Origin of the sequence: Vibrio sp. Vb1026, assembly GCF_033338745.1 — a bacterium.
GTDB lineage: Bacteria > Pseudomonadota > Gammaproteobacteria > Enterobacterales > Vibrionaceae > Vibrio > Vibrio alginolyticus.
Map to the genome: position 1 here is coordinate 110,297 of NZ_JAWOTH010000001.1, position 20,422 is coordinate 130,718.

Consider the following 20,422-nt stretch of genomic DNA (forward strand, 5'->3'; position numbering starts at 1 on the left):
TGCGAGGTTTGTTCAGAAAACGGATTTGGGTAGACTGAAAGTGTTGATGGGAAGCAAAGTGGTAAGGGTATGTGGAAGCTGTGTCTTGAGTTATCTGAAGATAAGACCAAGGTGATAGCCCGTCTTCCGGGAGAAGTGGACCTCGGTGGTGAGCTAAATCAAAATGAATTAAACGAGCAGCTCGTCGCAATGAACGCTGAAAAGATGTTTGTTGTTGAGGGGGAAGTCGTGAGATTCATTAACTGCGCCAAAGAACGTAAAGCCGAGGCCTACGAAGGCATCGTCATTGCGGAAAAACGCAACGCGCAAGTTGAGGTTGAATTATCGAATAATGACATGCTCGCCAGTATGAACGTTGTCGGCGCGTACGGAGGCCGAGGTTTACGTGGCCCCGAGATTGTTCAAGCCCTTGCTCAAGCGCGAGTTTCGAAAGGCATCAACAAACTGGCTTTGAAGAAAGTGTTGGTTGTCAGCACTCAGCTCAAACCCGGCGAAACTTTTTCTCAACCTGTAGCGGTTGGTAAGCAACCTATCAAAGGCAAAGACGCTCTTTTTACTCCTCTTGTTAAAGACATCACCAAACGCATCCTCAAACCCAAAGACGGCCAATCTGCTAGCGACAAAATTGATTTACGTAACCTCGGTGAAACTATCGCGGTTGACGTAGGCGATGAGGTGATGCGCCGCACGCCTGCGACCAAAGGTACGCCTGGTTTTACTGTTCAAGGGCGAGTGATTCCTCCACAAGTCGGAAAAGACAGCCCAATGAAGCCAGGCAAGGGCACCGAGATAAGCAAGCAAGACCCAAACCTATTGATTGCATCGGTATCCGGTACGCCTCTGATTAAAGACAAAACCATCGAAGTTGATAACGCACTCTGCCTTAATAGCGTTGGCGTGAATACAGGCCACGTGAAATTCAAAGGGAATGTGATTATCGGTGGCAACATTGAATCTGGCATGATTGTTAAAGCGACGGGTTCTATTACTGTAGGCGGCTTCATTGAATCGGCTGACGTACAAGCGCAAGACGACATCCAAGTTGGTAAAGGGATCATTGGCCACACCGTGAGTGATGGCCAGCCAAAGAGTTGTCACGTCAAAGCCAAAGGTTCGATTCTTGCCAGCTACGCCCAATATTGTGATTTGCAAGCCGGCGAAGATATTGAGTTGGCGGTGCACAGCATGAATAACGATATTGTTTGTGGGCGCAATCTGACGGTGCTGGATGCGAACGGTAGGAACGGTACGCTCAGCGGCGGAGATGCAAAAGTCGGTGACAAAGTGGTGTGCTTACAATTGGGCGTAGAAGGCGACACCGCCACTAAGGTAGAAGCGTTCGCGCGCTATTCTGCATTTAAGGAGCGATTAGCAGAGCTCAAAGATCAATACAAACGCGCTCAAGAAGGCACGATGGATGTGATTCGTAAAGAGCTCGAATTTAAGAAACGTCCTAAAGCCGAACGTACCGACGAAGAACAAGCTCAGATTGATGTGATGAAAACACAAAACAACGAGCAGCTTGAAGCGATAAAGCAAAAGCTAGAACAAACGGAACATGACTTTGAAGTCGCGTTAGAAGAAAATATTGTCGAAGCCAAAGAGCGTGTCTTCACTCGCGTGACGGTGCAGTTTGGCGACGAGCAAGTAACGACAAAGCGTACTCATGGCGGTTGTTCGTTCCGTTTCAATCAATACGAAATTAAAGTCTCGGCGAACTTGGAAGAAGAGGACGTCGCTGCGGTTTAAGCTTTCTTACTCACTGAGCCCACACGTCGCAACAAGATGTATGGGCTTTTGTTTATCTACAAATCGACAATGTGCTCTTGATAGTAGTCCGCAAGCGCACCGACTTGGCTGCTACACATTACTTTCATTGCTTGTTTAATGTGTTCTATTGGCCAGTTCCACCATTGGATATTGAGTAGAGTTTCAATCTCTTTATCGCTGAATCGTTGACGTACGACTTGGTTGTTTCCAACCACCACCGAATAAGGTTGGACGTCTCTCGTCACTACTGCGCGTGCTCCGATGACGGCTCCATCGCCGATGTTTACTCCGGGCATGATCATCGCCTCGCTGCCAATCCAAACATCGTTCCCCACCACTGTATCTCCGGCACGCTCGAAACCGTCTTGTACGCCTTCTCCAAAGTCTTCAGGAGAGAAGGGGAAGGTCGAAATCCAGTCAATGCGATGACCTTGGTTTCCTGCCATCATGAAGGTGGCTCCAGAAGCGATGGAACAAAACTTGCCAATGATTAATTTGTCGATGCTATCGGGTTCTCTACTTTGCCATTCTTGAAGTGTGACGGGGTCACCCAACAAGTAGCGTACCGCTTGCTCTTCGAAGCTTTTTTGATGATAGAAGCCCGAGTAATAGCTGTAATCGCCAACGATGATATTGGGATTAGTGATGTGATCTTTAATGACTTGACCTTTTAACCACGTGTCGAAAACACTCATAACTCATCCTTTCAAATTTAGGTTGTACAGAGTTTAGAGGCTTTCTATTATTTCCAGTAGTTTGATTTTAGAGATTCAGAATTACTGTATGGAAATAAAATGGCTCAGCTACGTACCACTTTACGTCGCTTTGTGTGAGGAACGAAGTATTGCTGGTGCAGCAAAGCGACTGAATTGTTCGAATGCGCATGTAAGTCGGCAACTTAAACAGCTTGAAGACATATTGTCGGTGCAGCTTATTCAGCGAACTACGCGCCAGTTTAATTTGACCTACGATGGTTTGCGGTTTTATCAGCAGGTAAAGCAACTGCTCGAAGGCGCTGAGCAGATCAATGAGCAAGTCATGGCAAACGAGATCGTATCGGGAAAATTGAGAATAGCGGCGTCCGCTTCTTTCGGAGCTGCGTTACTCAGCCAAACATTGATCGAGTTTCGATTGCAACATCCACAAGTGAGTGTTGAAGTGATCTTCACAGAGACACCTCTCGACTTGATTGAGGCTGGGTTTGATATCGCATTCTACTTTACCGATACTCCCCCAGAGGGATACGTCGGCCATCAGCTACGCACTTTACACTGTAAACCGATCGCTCATCGCTCGTATTTAGCTGATAAACCAAATGTAAGTACGCCAGAGGAGCTTGGTGACTTAGAGCACATCCTTTATAAAAGTCGTGACTTGGTGTTAGACAAGTGGACGTTTACGCATAAGCAAACTCAACAGCAGTGCAGCATTGAGTTAGAAAGTACGCTGAATTTTAATCTTGTCCAGTCCATGTTGGATGCTACTTTGACTGGCTGTGGTGTAGCCATGTTAGATGAATTTGCACTGGCTAAACTCGACCCTGCACAAAAAGAACAACTCGTGAGTTTGCTGCCAGAATGGCAAACGGATGCGATTTTGCCGCTTTATCTGCTTTACCCAAAACGTGAGCACTTACCAAGAAGAACGCGAGCGTTCATTGATCACTTTAGGAACATATATTCTGTCGGCGAATAGCGACAACAAACTTAGCAACAATTGAGGAAGCAAAGGAATGCGAAAACACTGTATTGCGATTGGCGGTGGGGGCTGGATGATGGGAGAGAATCCGAGCCCGCTCGATCAATACATTTTGTCTTTGTCTGGTAAGGAGAATCCAAACATTTGTTTTCTACCTACAGCCACGGGAGATGCCGATGAAGTGATTGAACGTTTTTACGATGCGAAGCTTAGTGAAAACGTGACCCATTTTCCGCTGTTTAAGTTTGAAGCTGGTTGGAAAGAAACGCTATTTGAACAAGACATCATTTACGTCGGTGGCGGTAATACGCGTTCGATGTTGGCCATTTGGCGCGAATGGGGAATCGATAGAATACTCAAGCAGTGTTATGAACAAGGCATCATCATTTGTGGCATGAGCGCTGGTGCAATTTGTTGGTTTGAGTTTGCGGTGACAGACAGTGATCCCGAAGCATACCAAGTTATGCGTTGTCTTGGATTTATTGACGGTTTGGCTGCGGCGCATTTTTCTCATGTAGGTGAGAAGTTCGAGGTTTTCCAAGCCTTTGCTCGTTCTCTACCGAGCATCACTTGTTATGGTATTCACGATTATGCGGCATTGCACTTTGTCGATGGAAAATTGTTAGCTACTGCCACCAGCTTTCCTGATGCAGGCGTGTTGGTCAAAACAGGTAACGAAGAAAACATATTACGAGGGTGAGCTTCTTCAAATCAGCATTAAAGGCAATAACTACTGACCGGACACAGAAGAAGCTCATTGGATTCAGCTAACTTACATTAAGTATCGTGCTTACAGCTCGTAACGCAGACCTAAGTGGTAGTAGCTTTCGTCTGCGTGCGCACCGCCAAACGAGACTTCTTGTCCATTGCTATAGCCACGCGAGCCGTTACGATCAACGTAGTTTGTGTAGATAGAAGAACGAGGCGTCAGTTTGTATTGCACTTCTAGCGTTGTATCTTTCAGCTCTAGCTCGTCACCATCACTGTTTTCTAAAGAACGATAACCAGCACGCAGTGCCCATTTGTCATTTACACTGTAAACCGCCGTCAGTTCCATCACTTTGTCGGTACTAGTTTGTGAGTAATAGCCCTCTAGTTCATCTTCCGAGTACAACGCACCCAACATCAAATCACCTAAGTAATAACGCGTACCTGCGCCCCAGAATGTGTAATCGGTGTCGTTGCTTTCACGTGCATCACCTTTATTTTTCTGCATCGCTACCACTGGTGCCAAGGTACCCAAATTCCCCATGTCTAGCGTATAACGCAGTGCAGCGTTGTAACCGTAGTCGAGCTCAGAAGTGTTATTTCCTAAAATGTACGCGACAGAAAAATCGAAATTACCTAGGCTGTTTTGGTATTGCAGCGTGCCATCTTGACGGAAAACTTGCGTCGCGGTTTTGTCGACTTTATTCGCTTGGCGCGCCATAGAAACATCGGAAGAGGCGAACACATCACCAATGTCGGTAAACATAATCAATCCAGATGCCACGCGACCACCAGTAATGCGACCATAATCTTTCGCATCAATACCCGCCCATACATAACGTGCGGTCAGAGACGGTTTGTCGTTTACTTGGTTTGCGTATTCAGCGGCACCCACTTGGTATTGCGCTTGGCCGATGATCGACGCGTACTCGTTGATGGTTTGTGAACCGTTTAAACCAATACGGCCATCAAACTCGCCATTTGCATCGCCGTGCTCGTCATTTTTACTGGTGACATTGAAACCAAGACGAGAGTAAATATTTAAAACTGACCCATCTTCCGCTTGATACAGCTGCGCTGCCATTGCGTTTGATGCCATCAATGTTGGGAGAAGTAGAGTCAAAATGTGCTTTTTCATGATTAACGACCTTTCATTTCTATTGTTTTAGGTACGACAAAGCCCCTTCCGAGTAACGGAATAAGAAAAATTGTCGTGAAGTAGAGAGAGGGTGCGCCCTTATTTGCCAAGGGCGCGAGCTAGTCCATTCCTATAGGGGAAGAATGATTTAGCTTAAATCGACGTCTTTGCAGCCAAAGAAGTAAGTCGCGAGGAAGCCGACGATGTAAGAGATAAGCAGGCCGGCAACAAACACCATCATGCCCGGGAAGATGCCATTTTCAGATGTCATGAGAGGAATCGCCACGATACCGGACGGGCCAAACACCGTATTAAGACCAACTGGTAAGCCAAGGTAAGAAACTAAACCGATAAAGAAGCCGCCCGCAGCACCACCAATACAAGCGGTAACGAATGGTTTTACGCGTGGTAATGTCACGCCGTAAATCAATGGTTCGCCAATGCCTAGAAGACCCGGAATAATAGCGCCTTTAACTTGAGTGCGCAGTAGAGCGTCTTTTTTGGCTTTGAAATACAGCGCCATTGACGCGCCAACCTGACCGCCACCAGCCATTGCCAGGATAGGGAATAGCGAGTTAAAGCCCTGTGCTTCCATCAATGCGAAGTACACTGGAACAAAACCCTGGTGGATGCCAAATACCACAGAAATTAAGAACAAACCTGCCAAGATTGCAGCGCCTAATGGGTTATCGTTTAAGTTGAGGAACAACCAAGACATCCCTTTAAATAACTCGCCGCCGATCGGCATGATGATCAAGAAGGTTACCGCACCCATGATCAATAGAGTGATAACGGACGTTAAGATCATGTCCAGATCATCAGGCATGTATTGACGAACCTTACGCTCGACTTGTGCACCGATGATCGCTGCCAAAAGTACGCCGATAATGTTGCCGCGCGGATCAATCGCAAAGCCGAAAAACTCGTTCATGCCAGAGTAAATCCCGGATGTCGCCTCTGGGTTGTAACCCAGCACAAACAAAGAGGCGAGAATGGCACCATTAACACCAGAGCCGCCAAACGCTTGCTGCGCGTTGTAACCAATCAGAATACTTAGGAAAGCAAACAGACCCTTACCAAAGACTTTCATGTAGGCGATCAGATCCAACATAAACTGGCTTGGTGTCTGGTCGAGAACAAACATTTGTTCCAATAACGTCGCAAAACCTAGCAACAAACCAGCGGCAATAAAACCAGGGATCAACGGCGTAAAGATGGTGGCAAACTTGCTTAAAAAACGCTGAACCGCACTGGTTTGTTTGCTCTTCATCTGTTTTTTCTGCTCGGCCGCGACGGCAGAAAGATCTTGTTGCGGCATATCTGCTTCTTCACTGTCACCAGAGGTTAAGCTGTCGATCAGTTGATTCATCATCTCAGCCGCTTGTTGAGCTTTTCCGGGACCGAGAATGATCTGAAACTGCTCATCGCTTTCCACGACACCCATTACGCCGGGAATTTGCTTGATAACTGATTGATCAGCCAAGCCATTGTTGGCGAGCGATAAACGCAAACGCGTCATACAGTTACCACATTTGCTTACGTTGCTACTGCCACCCACTGCGGACAGCAACTGCGATACTGTGTTTGAAGTTATTTTTGCCATAGGGTCTATCCTTCAGAACTCGGATTATTTAGTTATTATTTAGTGCTGCGCGAATAAAGCCGTTGTGCGCGGCGAGGCGTGATTTGGCTTGTTCGGCATCCAAATCGGCCAAAATCATTAAGATGGCGGTTTTGCAGTGGCGACCGCAGGCATTTAATGCTCGCTCTGCTTCTTCTTTTGATGCGCCGGTTGCTTCCACAACAATGTTGGTTTGGCGTAGGATGAGCTTGGCGTTAGTGGCTTCTACATCCACCATTAAGTTGCCAAATACCTTACCGCTACGAATCATTGCGCCTGTCGTGAGCATGTTTAGCACCAGTTTTTGTGCGGTGCCGGCTTTCATGCGAGAAGATCCAGTGACAACCTCTGCGCCAACTATCGGCAGAATCGCGATGTCGGCCGCTTCTGCCATGGCACATTCTGGATTACAGGCGATAGATGCGGTCGTGGCTCCGATGGATTTAGCGTAGTCCAAACCACCTATTACATAAGGTGTACGGCCACTCGCTGCAATGCCTACAACCACGTCATGCTTGGTGAGGTGAAGTGCTTTTAAGTCGTCTTGACCCATTTTCGCGTTGTCTTCTGCGTTTTCTACCGCTTTTAAAATCGCTTGATGTCCACCAGCAATTAAGCCAATCACCATATCTGGATGCGTGCCGTAGGTAGGAGGACACTCGCTTGCATCAAGAATGCCTAAGCGACCTGACGTACCAGCTCCCATGTAAATTAAACGGCCACCATTTGCAAAAGCTTGGGTAATTGCGTCAACTGTCTCTGCAATTTGTGGTAGCACCGCTTTTACCGCGAGCGGGACTTTTTGATCCTCTTCATTAATGACTTGCAGCATCTCGATGGTCGAAAGCGTATCGATCTCGGCACTGGCTGGGTTACGGCTTTCTGTCACCAATCTGCTTAAATCAATTTTCATGTTTTGCACTCTTCGTAATGTTCAATCTGAGGGCGATTTTATGGAATAAAATATTCAGGTTTGGTGATAAAAATCACACTTGAGGTTATTCTTTATGCAGGAGAAATTTGGAATAATGAGAGAAAATATACGTCTATTACATCCGGGATTAACTGTCTTGGTTAGAATAATCAGGGGGTTAAATCAAACGCCTATTATTTCTGTTTTGGAATAATTTATTTAAAATTTTTGAGGTTTTTGTTGTGTCAGTTATCAATAGGATAGTCGCGAGGCGTACTCAGCTTTCGCAAAGCGGTCGTTTGGTTGGCGATTGGATTGTTGAAAACGCAGAAAAGGCGGCGCTGCTCACCAGCCAAGAACTTGCGGCGCAAGTAAAAGTGAGTCAATCGAGCATTGTGAAATTTACTCAGCGTATCGGCTTTAAAGGTTACAGCGAGTTTAAGTTAGCTCTGAATGAAGAGATTGGCCGTAAGCATGCGATGGGGTCGACACCGTTGCACAGTGATATTTTGGCTGACGACCCCATTGCGGTTATTTCACAGAAACTGGTGAAAGCGAAAACCGACGCTATGTTTCAAACCACCAATACGCTGTCTTACGAAGCGTGTCACCAAGCGGTGAAATGGTTGAGTGAAGCGCGTCGAGTGCAAGTGGTCGGGATTGGGGGCTCTGCACTGACCGCGAAGGATTTAAGCTTTAAACTGCTTAAACTTGGTATTACGGCGCTTTCTGAACAAGACAGCCACGTGCAGATTGCTGTTGCCCGCACGCTCTCTCCAGAAGATGTTCAGATCGCAATCTCGTTTTCGGGTGAGCGCAAAGAAATTCTCGTCGCGGCAGAAGCGGCAAAAGAGCAGGGCGCGAAGGTGATTGCGTTATCTGCGCCTGGAAGAAGTCGCTTGCGCGGTATTGCCGATATTACGTTTGATACGATTGCCAATGAAACGGAACATCGCAGCTCATCCATTGCTTCGCGTACCGCGCAAAACGTGATCACCGATTTGCTGTTTATCATCTTGGTTCAACAAAGAGACGACAGTGCCCGTCAGTTGATCAGCGATATCAGTACCGACATCAAACAGATCCTCACATGATCGCTTAACCAACAGCGGACTAGAGATCCGGATCGTGCCTCAGCAAAGCAATAAAAGCAGAGAGATGTTTTTCAATGGTGAGATCGGCAGAAATCGCGGGTAATTCCAACGTGATGCAAGGTAAATCACGTTCACTACACCAAGTGCCGAATGAGCCGGGTGTTTCGTAGTCGACATCGTCAACGATTGGCAGTTGGAACTGCTCGCCGAGCCATTTGGCAAGGTCGGAATGTTTGGGATCATCCACAAAAGCAAGCGGTTCATGAAACGACACCACAAACTTTGGCTTGCGCAGTTCAATCAAGTTAATTAATGCGCTAACTTCAGGCTCTAGTTGGTTTTTAGTGCCAGTTTTCACCTGTACGTCTCGAACGGGTGTGTGAGAGCTCCATCGATACACGGTGCCATGCTCAGTCCAATTTGGGGTTGGAAACGCGCGATTGAGATCCACTTGGTTTGCATTTGCACGTGTGCCTAGCTGGTTGCCGTCAGGATTCATTGACAGAATCACATCATGTCGTAAGTTTTTAGCTGGCAAGCTTCTTAGCGCACAGGACAAACCTGCAATCGAGGCTGTCTCATCCCCGTGAGTGCCTGCCAAAATCAAACCTCGCGAAGCACTTTCGACTTGTGCCGGAAAATACAGTAATGGCGCACCAAGCACGGAATGACCGTATGTTGTTGGCCGAATTAAAAATGCCGCTCTTTCCGTTCTTGGAATTAGACTCACCGTAATCTCCTGATTGATGAAGTAATATCAATATCTAAGCTAATTAAACCTAGCTAAACCGAACCGTTTAAACTCGTCAACGGTTGAAATGTTAATTGTGGCGCTTGCTTCACAAGACGCGTTAGGAGAACGAAAAACGATATGGATTTTAAAAAACATTCAACGGCGTTGCTGATTTCCTCTTTATTCACCCCTTTTCTTTCTGCATCTGTCGTTGCGGATACCTTACCTAACGGCGTTCAACTCGCCGCAGAACAGCATTTAGTACGTGCGAATGACGCAGAGGCGGCGACGCTTGATCCAGCGAAAGCCGAAGGTCTGCCAGAAATGCATGTGATTCGTGACTTATTTGAAGGGCTTGTGATTCAAGATCGTGACGGAAACATTATTCCCGGTGTGGCAGAATCATGGGAAACCAACGACAACCAAACCTTTACTTTTCACTTGCGCAAAGACGCGAAATGGTCGAATGGCGAGCCTGTGACAGCGGATGATTTTGTCTATTCACTGCGCCGAGCGGTAGATCCGAAAACCGCTTCTCCAAATGTTTGGTATCTCAAACTCACCAAGATCAAAAACATCACCGATGTAGCAGAGGGCAAAAAGCCTTTGGACGATCTCGGCATCAAGGCAGTGGATAAATACACCCTACGTTTTGAGTTGGACAGTCAAGTGCCGTACTTTGTTGCTATGACTGGGCACACGTCCATGATGCCAGTGCATCAAGCGACAGTGGAAAACCGCGACAAGCCGTGGAGCGATCCAGACCAATTTGTTAGCAACGGTGCATTCACATTGGATAAGTGGGTCGTGAATGAGCGCATTGAACTGGTTAAGAGTCCAAGTTACTGGGACAGCGCAGATACGCATCTAAACAGAGTGGCTTACATTCCGTTTGAAAACCAAAACGCGTCGATCAATCGTTATGCGGCAGGAGAGTTGGATATCACGTCCGATGTGCCGACTCATATGGCGCAGAAGCTTAAACAAGATTACAAGCAGGCTTACACGGTGGTGCCATTACTGTGCACGTATTACTACGCGTTCAATACCACTCGTCCGCCATTTGATGATGCGCGAGTGCGTCAAGCGGTGTCGTACTCCATCATGCGTGATGTGATTACGAATGGTGTCACGCAAGTGGGCAACCTTCCTGCGTATACCTTTGCGCATCAGTACACTGCCGGTTTTGATGCGACGCCCCCTGAGTATAGTAAGTGGAGTCAGCAACAACGTGACGAGAAAGCGCGTCAGTTGTTAAAAGAAGCGGGTTACAGCAAAGACAAGCCGCTCGATTTTAAATTGCTGTACAACACCAGTGAGGCAAACAAATCGATCGCGGTTGCGATAGCGTCGATGCTACAAAAAAATCTCGGTGCAAACGTGGAGTTAGAAAACCAAGAGTGGAAGTCGTACTTAGTGGCGCGTAAACAAGGCAATTTCGATGTGATGCGTGCTTCCTGGTGCGGTGATTACAATGAAGCGTCTACTTTCCTGAGCTTACTTCGCTCAGGTTCTTCGGGTAACTTTGCACGTTACAGCAGTGAAGCGTACGACAACGCGATGAACAGTGCATTGGCTGCAACCAATGAGAAAGCACGCCAAGGTTTCTATGATCAAGCCGAGCAATTGTTGGCGGCGGATATGCCAATCGCACCGATTTACTACTACATGCAAGCGCGTTTGGTTCGTCCTACGGTTGGCGGTTTTGCCAAGAACAACGTAGAAGGTCGTATCTACTCGAAAGACCTCTACATCAAGAAGTAGCGCTCAAAACAAGCGATAAATATGAAGCCCCGAAGATGTATCTTACGGGGCTTCTTTTTATTGTTAGCGAGTGGAGAGCTTATTCACGAGCATAGCGACTCGTTTGCCAAGATACTCCGCCGTTGCAACATCAGAAGCATGCAACTGACCACCTTCACCACCTTGTGCAACAATACCACCTTGTACACCATAACGATTCAGGCTTTGCTCCCCAGAATTGCTGATCTTATCCAACCCGACCCACATCATGCCGTGTTGGTTAGCGAGCGTTTGTAGATATTGTAATGTGCAAGATTGGTCGCCATTCATTGCCCCACCACTGGTAAAGCCTGCCGCGATTTTGCTCGCCCATTTTTGGTAATACCAAGATTCACTGCTTGCATCTGCAAATGCTTTAAACTGCGCTGCTACACCGCCCATATAGGTCGGTGAGCCAAAGATAATCGCATCACACTCAGCAAGTTCATCCATTAGTTTAGGGTTCACAAAACGTCCCTCAATAATCTCACTACCTTCAATTCGGTGAGAGAGGATTTCACATTCATCTTGCTGCTTAATGCCTTGTTGTTCAAGGCCTGCGGCAATCGCGCGAGCAAGCTGACCAGTAACGTCGGTTTTAGAGAAATAAATAATCGCAATTTTGGACACAATGGTTCCTTTTTTCATTGTTGATTTTTAATCGTGCGACTAAGGCTAAAACCTCAAGCTAAGTTGAGGTCAAGAAGAGATTTGAGATAGATAAAGTACGAATTGGTATCTAAAGAGCTTTCTTATAGGGTAAGTCGACGGCATAACTACAGTGAATGCAACGACGATGAATATCGTGTATAAAAGCGTTAAAGGAAGATCTTAAAGATGTAGAAAACTCTCTTGGAAACAATGATAAAGGTACCGATACTAGTGATGAGTAATAGGCGGAAAAATAGATTAAAATATGTAAACTCAGACCTGATCCAAGGCGGGAAAAGTACATTTCATCGTTTCTTAAGGCGAGGGATTATTATCATTATGGTAGGAGGCCTTTCTACAGCCTCTTCCACGGTATTTGCACACTTTATAGCGGGTGTGTTTGATGTGGATATGAATGTTCATCCAGAGAGCTTAGAAGAAAAAGTGCATGCACTACTTTTTGTTTCGGTCAGTCTTGTTTTTTACCTCTTTTATGCCCTTATCTCGCTAAATATTAGTGGTTGGCTCATAATGAAGCTAAAAATATAAGCTTAACTAAAACCATGTCCTTGTATTTTAAGGAAGATGGAACTAGTGACGATTTTTTCTTTGCTTGCACCATCTCTATTTTTTGTATTTATTTAAGGTTCGTAAATAAGAAGCTTCCTTTGGTTGAAGTGGCGCTTTTGGTTTCGGCGATGTGTCATGCTTTTATCATGAAAGAATACAGTGGTGACCTTCAGCTTATACGTTTTGTCTCTTCACTGTTTTTCGCCATTAACTTTGGGTTATTTGTGACCACCAAGTGATACTAAAAAGCCGATGTAGATACATCGGCTTTTTAGTGGGTTATTTCTTTCTGCGAGTATAAATCCGAGATTTTGCTTTACTTGGCTCTGGCTTGTTTTTTGCCAGCTTTAGCACTGCTTTTTGCAAAATCTGGTTGTTTGGGTAAGTGATTAAGTTTCCGTTGTCGTGCTTAATTAACACGTGAAACATGCTGATTTCTTGAATCTCACCGCAGATGTCTTCATCTTTGTCTACGACTTTAATTCGGTCACCCACTCGGTATGGGAAGACAAAAAAGATCAAAAAGCTGGCAGTGATGTTGCTCAGAATTGACCACTGCGCAATAAACGCCACACCTAATACGGCAAAAATGGACGATAGGAACAAAGACACATCGCCATAGCCAATACCTGTGATAATGGCAAAAATAGAGGCGGTCAAAAATAGCAGCGCGACATTGAAACAGCGCTGAATAAAACTCAAACGAGCCTTTTTTACACCTTTCGTTGTTGCCAAATTTAGGATGGCTCGATTTACAATCCTCTTCAGGATGCGATACGCGATCAGGACAAAAATGCCCATCAATAGTTTGTAACCGAGGGAGCCCGTAGTGAAATACTGGCTCACTTGCTCTAATGGGATCCAATCATTCATTTCTTCATCTCGACGATATCTAGAAAGCGGCTTTTATAGCTGATTTTTTGCTGTAAGTAATCACAATTTTTCTTTACACCATTTGTCTCTGTGTTGAGGTACCACAGAGTACTATATAAGTTAATCAAAGACTTAGTGAGCATTACGAACTCTTTGGCTTCATTACTTATATTCAATCAAAGCTGACGTGATTTTGAAGAGAGCATTCTTTGAGCTGTATCCCATATCCGACATTCTATGATGCTAGTTCCTCATAAACGAGCTGAATATGACTTTTGTCCTGATAACCTAAGGTGTATTAATTGAAATAGCTTTTAGGGCGTTGAAAAATGGAAGAAGATGAAAAGGCGATTATGATTTTATTCGTGATTGTTGGCCTTGTACTCGTTTGGGTCGCGCTTGAAGAACTTAACTATCTCGGGCTCCCAATAAAATAAGCCCCGTTAAACATGAGTCAAACGGGGCCTTTGTCTTTTATCAATGTGAATTCAGGCTAGCTAACCGCACGCACTTTGCCTTGTTTCAAATCGTTCAGCACTTGCGCTTTAGGGCCATCTGCAATGATGCTGCCTTTCTCCATCACAATTACGCGATCAACGGTGTCGAGCATAGACGTTTTGTGCGTAATCAGAATCAGCGTTTCACTAGGTTTCAACTGTGCTAATTGATGTTTAATGTGCATCTCTGAGCGATTATCCATCGCACTGGTTGGTTCATCCATGAGTAGAACAGGAGGACGCCCCAAAAATGCACGAGCGATCGTGACTGCTTGACGTTGACCACCCGAAAGCATTGCACCACCTTCACCAACTTGGCGTTCTAAGCCCGCTGGGTCAGATTGCGTAAACGCAGTAACACCGGCACGATTCGCTGCGTCTAGTACGTCACGGTCATCGGTTAATGGGCGACCTAGCGTAATGTTGTCGCGGATAGAACCAAAGAACAGATTCGAATCTTGCGGCACACAACCAATATTACGGCGAATGTCGACATGATGCAGCTGTGCGATGTCGGTATCATCAATGCGAACATGACCTTCCGTCGGCTGATACAAGCCCATGATGAGACGCTCTAACGTGGTTTTACCCGAACCGATACGGCCTATGATCGCTACTTTTTCGCCTGGGTTAATGGTCAAGCTCAAATCTCGAATCGACGCCACCGGTGAATCTGGGTAGTGGAAGGTCACGCGTTCAAGTTCAATTTTGCCTTGTACTATTGGGCGGTGAATGTAACGTTTACCTTCTTCTTGTTCATCCGGCATTTCCATGACTTGATTGATAATTGTCATAGAAGACTTCGCTTGGTTGTAGCGCGTAGAGAGTAAGGATAACTGAACCAAAGGACCAATCGCGCGGCCGCTAAGCATGGTTGCGGCAATCAAACCACCCATGGTTAAGTCGCCCTCTGCAATTAAGTAAACGCCTAGGATGATCATCCCTACGTTACTACTTTGCTGCACAAAACCTGCTGCGTTTTGAATGCTATCCGTAATTCGGCGGCTTTTTATATTCCAGTTCGCCATGTGCGCAACTGCCTCTTCCCAGCGGTATTGGAATTGGCTTTGCGCACTGAGCATTTTTACGGTTTCTAACCCAGCCAAGCTCTCTATCAAATTGGCATATTTTTGCGATGCTAGGCGTGAACCCTCTTCAATGGAGCGACGCAGCGGCCCTTGTATCAGTAGCGAGTGAATAATCAAAATGACCACGCCCACCATCGGTACATACACAAGATCGCCAGCCATCAGCCATATAATCACTAAGAACAAAATGGCAAAAGGCAAATCAATGAGAGCACTGACGGTCGCTGAAGTAAAAAACTCTCGAATAGATTCGAATTCTTGTAAATGGCGAGCGAAGGCACCGACCGAAGGCGGCTTCGATTCCATTCTAATCCCCATCACTTTGCTGAACAGTTTGGATGAAATCAGAATGTCAGACTTCTTGCCCGCCACATCAATGAAGTAATTTCTCAGCGACTTGAGAATGAAGTCAAACAGGAACACGACAAAGATGCCACTCGCTAGTACCCATAGGGTTTCAAACGCAAGATTCGGAACCACTTTGTCGTACACCAAGCGAGTGAATAGCGGAGCGGCAACCGCAAAGAGGTTGATGAGAAGTGATGCGATTAAAACATCACGGTAGATGCGTTTTGACTGCCACAAGGTTGACCAGAACCAGTGGCCTTCGTTGGTTTTGAGCACTTCGGGAGAGCGCTCATCGAAACGGAATTGCTTTTTAACTAAAAAGTACCGACCAGTGTATTGCTCAAGTAGGTCTTCTAATGGAATAGAGATCGGCACCATTCCACTTTCTAGGGTGGTGACTTCGGCCTCGCGTTTCTCCATATTGATGCTGTTGAGAACGCAAGAGTCACCGCCTTTAAGAACTAAGATTGCCGGCAGAATTAGGCTAGAGATGCTCTCCAGCTCTGCGCGGTTTTCCTTGGCAACCAATCCGGCCCTTTCCGCTGCTCTTGGTAGCAAAAATGGGGTCAGTTTACCGTCAGATAGCGGTAGTCCGTTGACTAGCGCTTCTGGCGAGTTAGCTAACCCATAGTAACGGCTAACGTAGATGAGCGAATTCAGTAAAGGGTCTTTCATCGTTGATAAACCTTTTTATTCCTTGTCGACGATGAATCCTTGGAATACCTCAACAAAGTGTTCAGTGAGGAAATCCAACTGGATTTGAGTTTCGATACGCGATGCGATAGTCGTAATACCAAGGTTGTGGGCAGTACGAGAGATCGACGTTAGCGTGAATTTTTGTTTTTCGTCGTGCAAGTTGTGTGTGAATAGGTAATCGAGCTTCACATAGTTCGGGCGGAACTCTTGGATGTATTCCAAAGATTGGAAGTTACGTCCGTAGTTATCTACGCCGAACTCAGCACCTGATTGGCGAATGGCATTACATAACAGTGCTGTGTGGTGAGGCTGATCGATAAAGCATTCCTCTGGAATTTCAAAGTGTAGCTTAGAGGCCACTTTGGCGTGTTTTTCCAGCATGCTAGTTGTCCAGCGAATAAACGATGGTTGAGACAAGCTGCTTTGCGCGATGTTAATCGCGACTGGGTCATTAAGTTCACCACTTTCTAGCATCTTAATCATTGATTCAATGACATACTGGTCAAAGATGTTGGTGGCGTCTAACTGTTCTAGTGCGAATAGGTATTGATTCGCACGATACGTTTCACCATCTTTTTCGATGCTTGAAAATACTTCGTTGTGGAATACTTTACCCCATGTGTTTTTCGCAGCTTGGAAACGGAATTTAACCCAATCACTATGAATGGCTTCTTCAACCAACGCTTTCCATTGCTGTTTACCCATCAAACTAGAAGGTGTATCACTGCCAATGAAGCCGTATGGCTTGTCTGGTTGCGCTTTGGCTTTCGATAGTGCGTTGTCCACCATCGAGAGGATTTCAGAGCGCGTTTTCTGATCTTTGCTGTGTGCAACCCCTAGTGACGCTTTAGGTTTTGCTAAGCCTGTTGGGTCAGTATTTAGGCCGTTCACACAATTGACGATGCTGTCCGATAAAATGCGTAACTCGCTCTCATCCATATGAGGGAAAAGCAAACCGAACTCATCACTAGACAAGCGAGCAATAGTGGCACCCGGTACATCAATGGTGTTTTTCAAACGTTGAGACAGTTCTTTAACGTGGGCATCTGCGCGTTGGTAATCTTTGGTCTCGTAAATGTCCCCAATGTATTCAGCATGGAGTAGCGCGATACCCCCTTGCGTTTGCTCTGCAAGCCATTGGTCAATTTGGTTGATGTAGAATGAGCGGTTACCCAATTTAGATATAGGGTCGAGGTAAGCCTGAGCACGCAGACGTTGCGCCTCTTTGGCTTGCTCTTTGAATGATAGCTCAATTTGAGCAGACATCATGTTAATGCCATCTACCACCGCGATAAGATCTTTGGTTCTTGGACGAGCAAGCGGTTCACCAAATTGGTTATTCGCGATTTCATGCATTTTATTTACGATGGCCGTTAATGGTTTTAGCGAGCGACGTAGGATGTATGAAATTGCCACTAAACCAGCTAGAAAAATGACACTGAATACAGACAGCAAGCCAATAAAACCTTGCCAGAGCTGCTCGTAAGCTGCGCCTGGGTGGCTAATGATTTCTACTTCGGCGAGCTGCATCCAACCACTGGTCACAACACGCTTATCGTGAATCGCTTTAAATAGATTCATGTCGATAAACCATTGTGGCACCGTACTTGGTTTAACTGGGTAAGTACGCACGATCTGGTAGTCAGAATCTAATGCTGTAAGACGAACAACGGAGTAGGTGCTGCCGTCAAATAGAGCATTAATCACGGACTCAACCGCGACTTTATCTTTGTCCTTTAGGTAAGGAGCCAATGCCAAACCTACGGTGTTAATAGTGTTGTTGACCTCTGAACGTTGCTGTTGCTCCAAGCTGTCTCGAGTCGTGTTGAATTGGATTACGAATACTGATGCCAACAAGAGTATAAAGACCGTAACCATCCCCACCACAAGCTTCTTATATAGGGTCATGTTTCTCACTCGTCATAGTTAATTTTAGGTTTATTTAACTGCAACTTACGTTCGCGCGAGCGTAAGTCATTCCAAAGGCTCAACCGTGATGCTTTCCCTGCCAGCTCTCCAGTGCTAGCAGATGACTTCATCAACCACAGGTTTGTACCATTAAAACTGTATATCGGTAGCAAGTCGCTACGCTTAGAGGCTCGGACAATGTCAGGATTGATATTATCGAGAATGAGCGGCTCAGAACTTGGGGTAGGGTAGTAAGCTAATACCATGTGAAACTGATTCAGTTCGATGGCTTTTACGTATATTAACCGCATCTTTGAATCTGGTATTCCTAGCTCGAGTAAAGAGAAGTACTTAGCAATAGTGAAATCTTCACAGTCTCCTGCGTTACTCCCTAAAAATTCGAGTGGCGTAGCCCAATAATCTGTCTTTCCCCACAGTTTTATGTCGTCAACGAAATACAGCTGATTAAAAAAGTCGTTAACGCCAGCGAGCTGTTCATGAGTCTCTAATTGTTTAAATAAGTCGAGGTTCTTTCGCCATGTATTTACGCGCAATCCCGCACGTTCGCCGTACACCGCTGTGACCGTATTGACCCATCGTTGTTCTTTACTGTTCAGCGCACCAAGTTGGAACGACAAACAACTTAAGCTGATTAATAATGTAACTTTACGCTGCAAATTGGATCGCATATTCGACTCGTATCACAAGTATACTCTTCTAGAGAGTTCGTCAGTGAGAAATAAGTGCTTTTTATTTAATCACTTATCGCTCAATACTCCCTATCGCGAGTACCTTAATGTGGTTTACTCCTTCAAGGCGTTCGTTTTGGCACTTAAAATCGGTTTAAGTAGATATTCCAAAACGGTTCGCTTCCCTGTGATGATATCGACCGATGCTGTCATTCCTGGAATGATTGGTAAATCTGCATCTTGACCAAAGTTTGTTTTCTCGGTGCGTACACGAACAATGTAGAAGCTGTTGCCTTCTTCATCTTGAGTGGTATCCGCGCTGATATGTTCCAACTCTCCCTCTAAACCTCCGTACTTTGTGAAGTCGTAAGCTGTAAACTTCACGATAGCATGAAGATCTGGGCGTAAAAATGCGATGTCTTTTGGCGCAATTTTCGCCTCTACCAATAGTGTGTCTTCTGTTGGTACGATCTCGACGATATCCATGCCAGGTTGGATAACACCACCGACAGTATTGATGTTCAGTGTTTTGATTTTGCCTGTTACTGGCGAATTCACAACCGTTCGGTTTACTCTATCTTCCAAGCCCACCGCTGATTCAACCAAAGCAGATAACTGGTCTTGGGCGCTGTTGAGTTTCTCTTGCTGTTCAGAGCGGAATTTGAGTGCAACATCAATACGGTTGAGCATGGATTCTCGAATCGCTGATTGCAATACGGGAATCTTGAGCTCACTGGACGTCATTTCACGACGGGTATCGTTGACTTGGCGCTGTAATTTGAGCAGTTCAATACGAGGAACAACGCCCTCGTCTGCCAAAGGTTTGGTGATATCGAGTTCTTTTTTCGCGTATTGGTAGCTTTGACGCAAGTTCCTTACTCGTGCTTGGATCTCTACCAAGTCCTGCTGCTTTTGCTGCACTTGTTGGTCAATAACAGAAAGTTGGTTGCGTAAATTATCTAGATCTTCGCGATATTCTGCTTTTTGACGCTGTGTGAGTTGAGGTCGAGTCTCTTCCAAGGTTGGTGGGAAGGTCAGTTTACCGTAATCAAGTAGTACACTTTGACGCCAGTTTTCCGTTTCAAAATCACGATTAACGGCAACACTGTTAATAGAAGCGGATAGTTGCAGCACAGATGCGGTAAGGTTGGCAACTTGTTGCTCACGTTCACGAAAATCTGAGCGAAAGCGGGTGTCGTCGATAAGCAGTAACTGTTGGCCTTTTTCAACCAACTGGCCTTCTTTGACCAAGATTTCTTTGACTAAGCCACCTTCTAAGTTTTGGACTACTTGTATCTGTGAGGAGGGAATCACTTTGCCTTGACCAACCGTGACTTTGTCGATTTCAGCCCAAGATGCCCAACCTATTGCTGCAATGAAAAATAGCACCATAACCCAGAGCATAAAACGCGCGCTGTTGGGGGTATTGAGGAGCAATGCTGCAGTTTTGTCATCAACAAAATCCAACTCTTCATCGTTGAGTTTGTTGTAGTTATCTCGGCTCATCACAGTCCCTGCTTATATAATTACGGATTATCTTTTTGATCTTATTATTATTAACCGATCATGTCAGCATGCTCGGCTAATAAAATATGAGAAGAGGGTTATTCTCTCTTCAAATGAGCTTTCTTACACTTTCTAAATC

At 45.7% G+C, this 20,422-nt stretch carries 17 protein-coding genes; 6 read left to right on the forward strand and 11 right to left on the reverse strand.

What is annotated here, in order from left to right; genetic code table 11:
* The first annotated feature begins 69 nt into the window (after positions 1-69).
* On the forward strand, positions 70-1,749 hold the full coding sequence (locus R7E47_RS00560) for a FapA family protein (RefSeq protein ID WP_318083523.1): 1,680 nt from the start codon (positions 70-72) through the stop codon (positions 1,747-1,749).
* A 56-nt stretch (positions 1,750-1,805) separates the two neighbouring features.
* Here R7E47_RS00560 and catC read toward each other — a convergent pair whose 3' ends face one another.
* Positions 1,806-2,465 (reverse strand): type C chloramphenicol O-acetyltransferase, encoded by a 660-nt coding sequence (catC, locus tag R7E47_RS00565; RefSeq protein ID WP_042522290.1) that lies wholly within the window; start codon positions 2,463-2,465, stop codon positions 1,806-1,808.
* Positions 2,466-2,553: 88 nt separating this feature from the next.
* Here catC and R7E47_RS00570 point away from each other — a divergent pair, with 88 nt between their 5' ends.
* Complete coding sequence (locus tag R7E47_RS00570) at positions 2,554-3,465, forward strand: LysR family transcriptional regulator (protein ID WP_318083525.1); 912 nt, start codon at positions 2,554-2,556, stop codon at positions 3,463-3,465.
* Between the two features lie 37 nt (positions 3,466-3,502).
* On the forward strand, positions 3,503-4,168 hold the full coding sequence (locus tag R7E47_RS00575) for a peptidase E (protein ID WP_318083526.1): 666 nt from the start codon (positions 3,503-3,505) through the stop codon (positions 4,166-4,168).
* 90 nt (positions 4,169-4,258) lie between these two features.
* On the opposite strand, the gene R7E47_RS00580 is transcribed toward R7E47_RS00575, so the two are convergent.
* The 3 genes from R7E47_RS00580 to murQ form a co-directional block, all read right to left on the reverse strand.
* On the reverse strand, positions 4,259-5,314 hold the full coding sequence (locus R7E47_RS00580) for a porin (RefSeq protein ID WP_006740897.1): 1,056 nt from the start codon (positions 5,312-5,314) through the stop codon (positions 4,259-4,261).
* A 148-nt stretch (positions 5,315-5,462) separates the two neighbouring features.
* Entirely contained in the window at positions 5,463-6,917 is a 1,455-nt protein-coding gene (gene murP / locus R7E47_RS00585) for a PTS N-acetylmuramic acid transporter subunit IIBC (RefSeq protein WP_025500819.1), read from the reverse strand.
* Between the two features lie 28 nt (positions 6,918-6,945).
* Positions 6,946-7,848 (reverse strand): N-acetylmuramic acid 6-phosphate etherase, encoded by a 903-nt coding sequence (murQ, locus tag R7E47_RS00590; RefSeq protein ID WP_318083529.1) that lies wholly within the window; start codon positions 7,846-7,848, stop codon positions 6,946-6,948.
* Positions 7,849-8,090: 242 nt separating this feature from the next.
* Here murQ and R7E47_RS00595 point away from each other — a divergent pair, with 242 nt between their 5' ends.
* Entirely contained in the window at positions 8,091-8,942 is an 852-nt protein-coding gene (locus R7E47_RS00595; RefSeq protein WP_031778862.1) for an SIS domain-containing protein, read from the forward strand.
* Between the two features lie 19 nt (positions 8,943-8,961).
* On the opposite strand, the gene mpaA is transcribed toward R7E47_RS00595, so the two are convergent.
* Positions 8,962-9,672, reverse strand: a complete 711-nt coding sequence (gene mpaA / locus R7E47_RS00600) for a murein tripeptide amidase MpaA (protein WP_318083531.1) — start codon at positions 9,670-9,672, stop codon at positions 8,962-8,964.
* A gap of 141 nt (positions 9,673-9,813) precedes the next feature.
* On the opposite strand from mpaA, the gene R7E47_RS00605 reads away from it, so the two are divergent.
* Positions 9,814-11,439 (forward strand): ABC transporter substrate-binding protein, encoded by a 1,626-nt coding sequence (locus tag R7E47_RS00605; RefSeq protein ID WP_318083532.1) that lies wholly within the window; start codon positions 9,814-9,816, stop codon positions 11,437-11,439.
* Between the two features lie 63 nt (positions 11,440-11,502).
* Here the strand turns inward: R7E47_RS00605 and R7E47_RS00610 are convergent, their stop codons facing one another.
* Positions 11,503-12,087 (reverse strand): flavodoxin family protein, encoded by a 585-nt coding sequence (locus R7E47_RS00610; protein WP_115386877.1) that lies wholly within the window; start codon positions 12,085-12,087, stop codon positions 11,503-11,505.
* Positions 12,088-12,318: 231 nt separating this feature from the next.
* Between R7E47_RS00610 and R7E47_RS00615 the strand changes: the two genes are divergently transcribed.
* Positions 12,319-12,657 (forward strand): hypothetical protein, encoded by a 339-nt coding sequence (locus R7E47_RS00615; RefSeq protein ID WP_025500824.1) that lies wholly within the window; start codon positions 12,319-12,321, stop codon positions 12,655-12,657.
* A gap of 300 nt (positions 12,658-12,957) precedes the next feature.
* On the opposite strand, the gene R7E47_RS00620 is transcribed toward R7E47_RS00615, so the two are convergent.
* From R7E47_RS00620 to R7E47_RS00640, 5 genes are all read right to left on the reverse strand, one after another.
* Positions 12,958-13,551 carry a mechanosensitive ion channel family protein gene (locus tag R7E47_RS00620; protein ID WP_318083535.1) on the reverse strand — a complete coding sequence of 198 codons (594 nt, stop codon included), beginning with the start codon at positions 13,549-13,551 and terminating at the stop codon, positions 12,958-12,960.
* 493 nt (positions 13,552-14,044) lie between these two features.
* On the reverse strand, positions 14,045-16,159 hold the full coding sequence (locus tag R7E47_RS00625) for a type I secretion system permease/ATPase (protein WP_318083536.1): 2,115 nt from the start codon (positions 16,157-16,159) through the stop codon (positions 14,045-14,047).
* A gap of 15 nt (positions 16,160-16,174) precedes the next feature.
* Positions 16,175-18,088, reverse strand: coding sequence for an EAL domain-containing protein (locus tag R7E47_RS00630; protein ID WP_005383568.1), 1,914 nt, complete (start codon positions 18,086-18,088; stop codon positions 16,175-16,177).
* 5 nt (positions 18,089-18,093) lie between these two features.
* Positions 18,094-18,777, reverse strand: a complete 684-nt coding sequence (locus R7E47_RS00635; protein ID WP_005374561.1) for a transglutaminase-like cysteine peptidase — start codon at positions 18,775-18,777, stop codon at positions 18,094-18,096.
* A 114-nt stretch (positions 18,778-18,891) separates the two neighbouring features.
* Entirely contained in the window at positions 18,892-20,283 is a 1,392-nt protein-coding gene (locus R7E47_RS00640) for an HlyD family type I secretion periplasmic adaptor subunit (RefSeq protein ID WP_005374562.1), read from the reverse strand.
* Between the last annotated feature and the right edge of the window lie 139 nt (positions 20,284-20,422).

Bases quoted from the DNA above. Each gene is read 5' to 3' on its own strand.
- R7E47_RS00560 (WP_318083523.1), top strand. From the start codon at position 70: ATGTGGAAGCTGTGTCTTGAGTTATCTGAAGATAAGACCAAGGTGATA.
- catC (WP_042522290.1), bottom strand. From the start codon at position 2,465: ATGAGTGTTTTCGACACGTGGTTAAAAGGTCAAGTCATTAAAGATCAC.
- R7E47_RS00570 (WP_318083525.1), top strand. From the start codon at position 2,554: ATGGAAATAAAATGGCTCAGCTACGTACCACTTTACGTCGCTTTGTGT.
- R7E47_RS00575 (WP_318083526.1), top strand. From the start codon at position 3,503: ATGCGAAAACACTGTATTGCGATTGGCGGTGGGGGCTGGATGATGGGA.
- R7E47_RS00580 (WP_006740897.1), bottom strand. From the start codon at position 5,314: ATGAAAAAGCACATTTTGACTCTACTTCTCCCAACATTGATGGCATCA.
- murP (WP_025500819.1), bottom strand. From the start codon at position 6,917: ATGGCAAAAATAACTTCAAACACAGTATCGCAGTTGCTGTCCGCAGTG.
- murQ (WP_318083529.1), bottom strand. From the start codon at position 7,848: ATGAAAATTGATTTAAGCAGATTGGTGACAGAAAGCCGTAACCCAGCC.
- R7E47_RS00605 (WP_318083532.1), top strand. From the start codon at position 9,814: ATGGATTTTAAAAAACATTCAACGGCGTTGCTGATTTCCTCTTTATTC.
- R7E47_RS00615 (WP_025500824.1), top strand. From the start codon at position 12,319: ATGATAAAGGTACCGATACTAGTGATGAGTAATAGGCGGAAAAATAGA.
- R7E47_RS00620 (WP_318083535.1), bottom strand. From the start codon at position 13,551: ATGAATGATTGGATCCCATTAGAGCAAGTGAGCCAGTATTTCACTACG.
- R7E47_RS00625 (WP_318083536.1), bottom strand. From the start codon at position 16,159: ATGAAAGACCCTTTACTGAATTCGCTCATCTACGTTAGCCGTTACTAT.
- R7E47_RS00630 (WP_005383568.1), bottom strand. From the start codon at position 18,088: ATGACCCTATATAAGAAGCTTGTGGTGGGGATGGTTACGGTCTTTATA.
- R7E47_RS00635 (WP_005374561.1), bottom strand. From the start codon at position 18,777: ATGCGATCCAATTTGCAGCGTAAAGTTACATTATTAATCAGCTTAAGT.
- R7E47_RS00640 (WP_005374562.1), bottom strand. From the start codon at position 20,283: ATGAGCCGAGATAACTACAACAAACTCAACGATGAAGAGTTGGATTTT.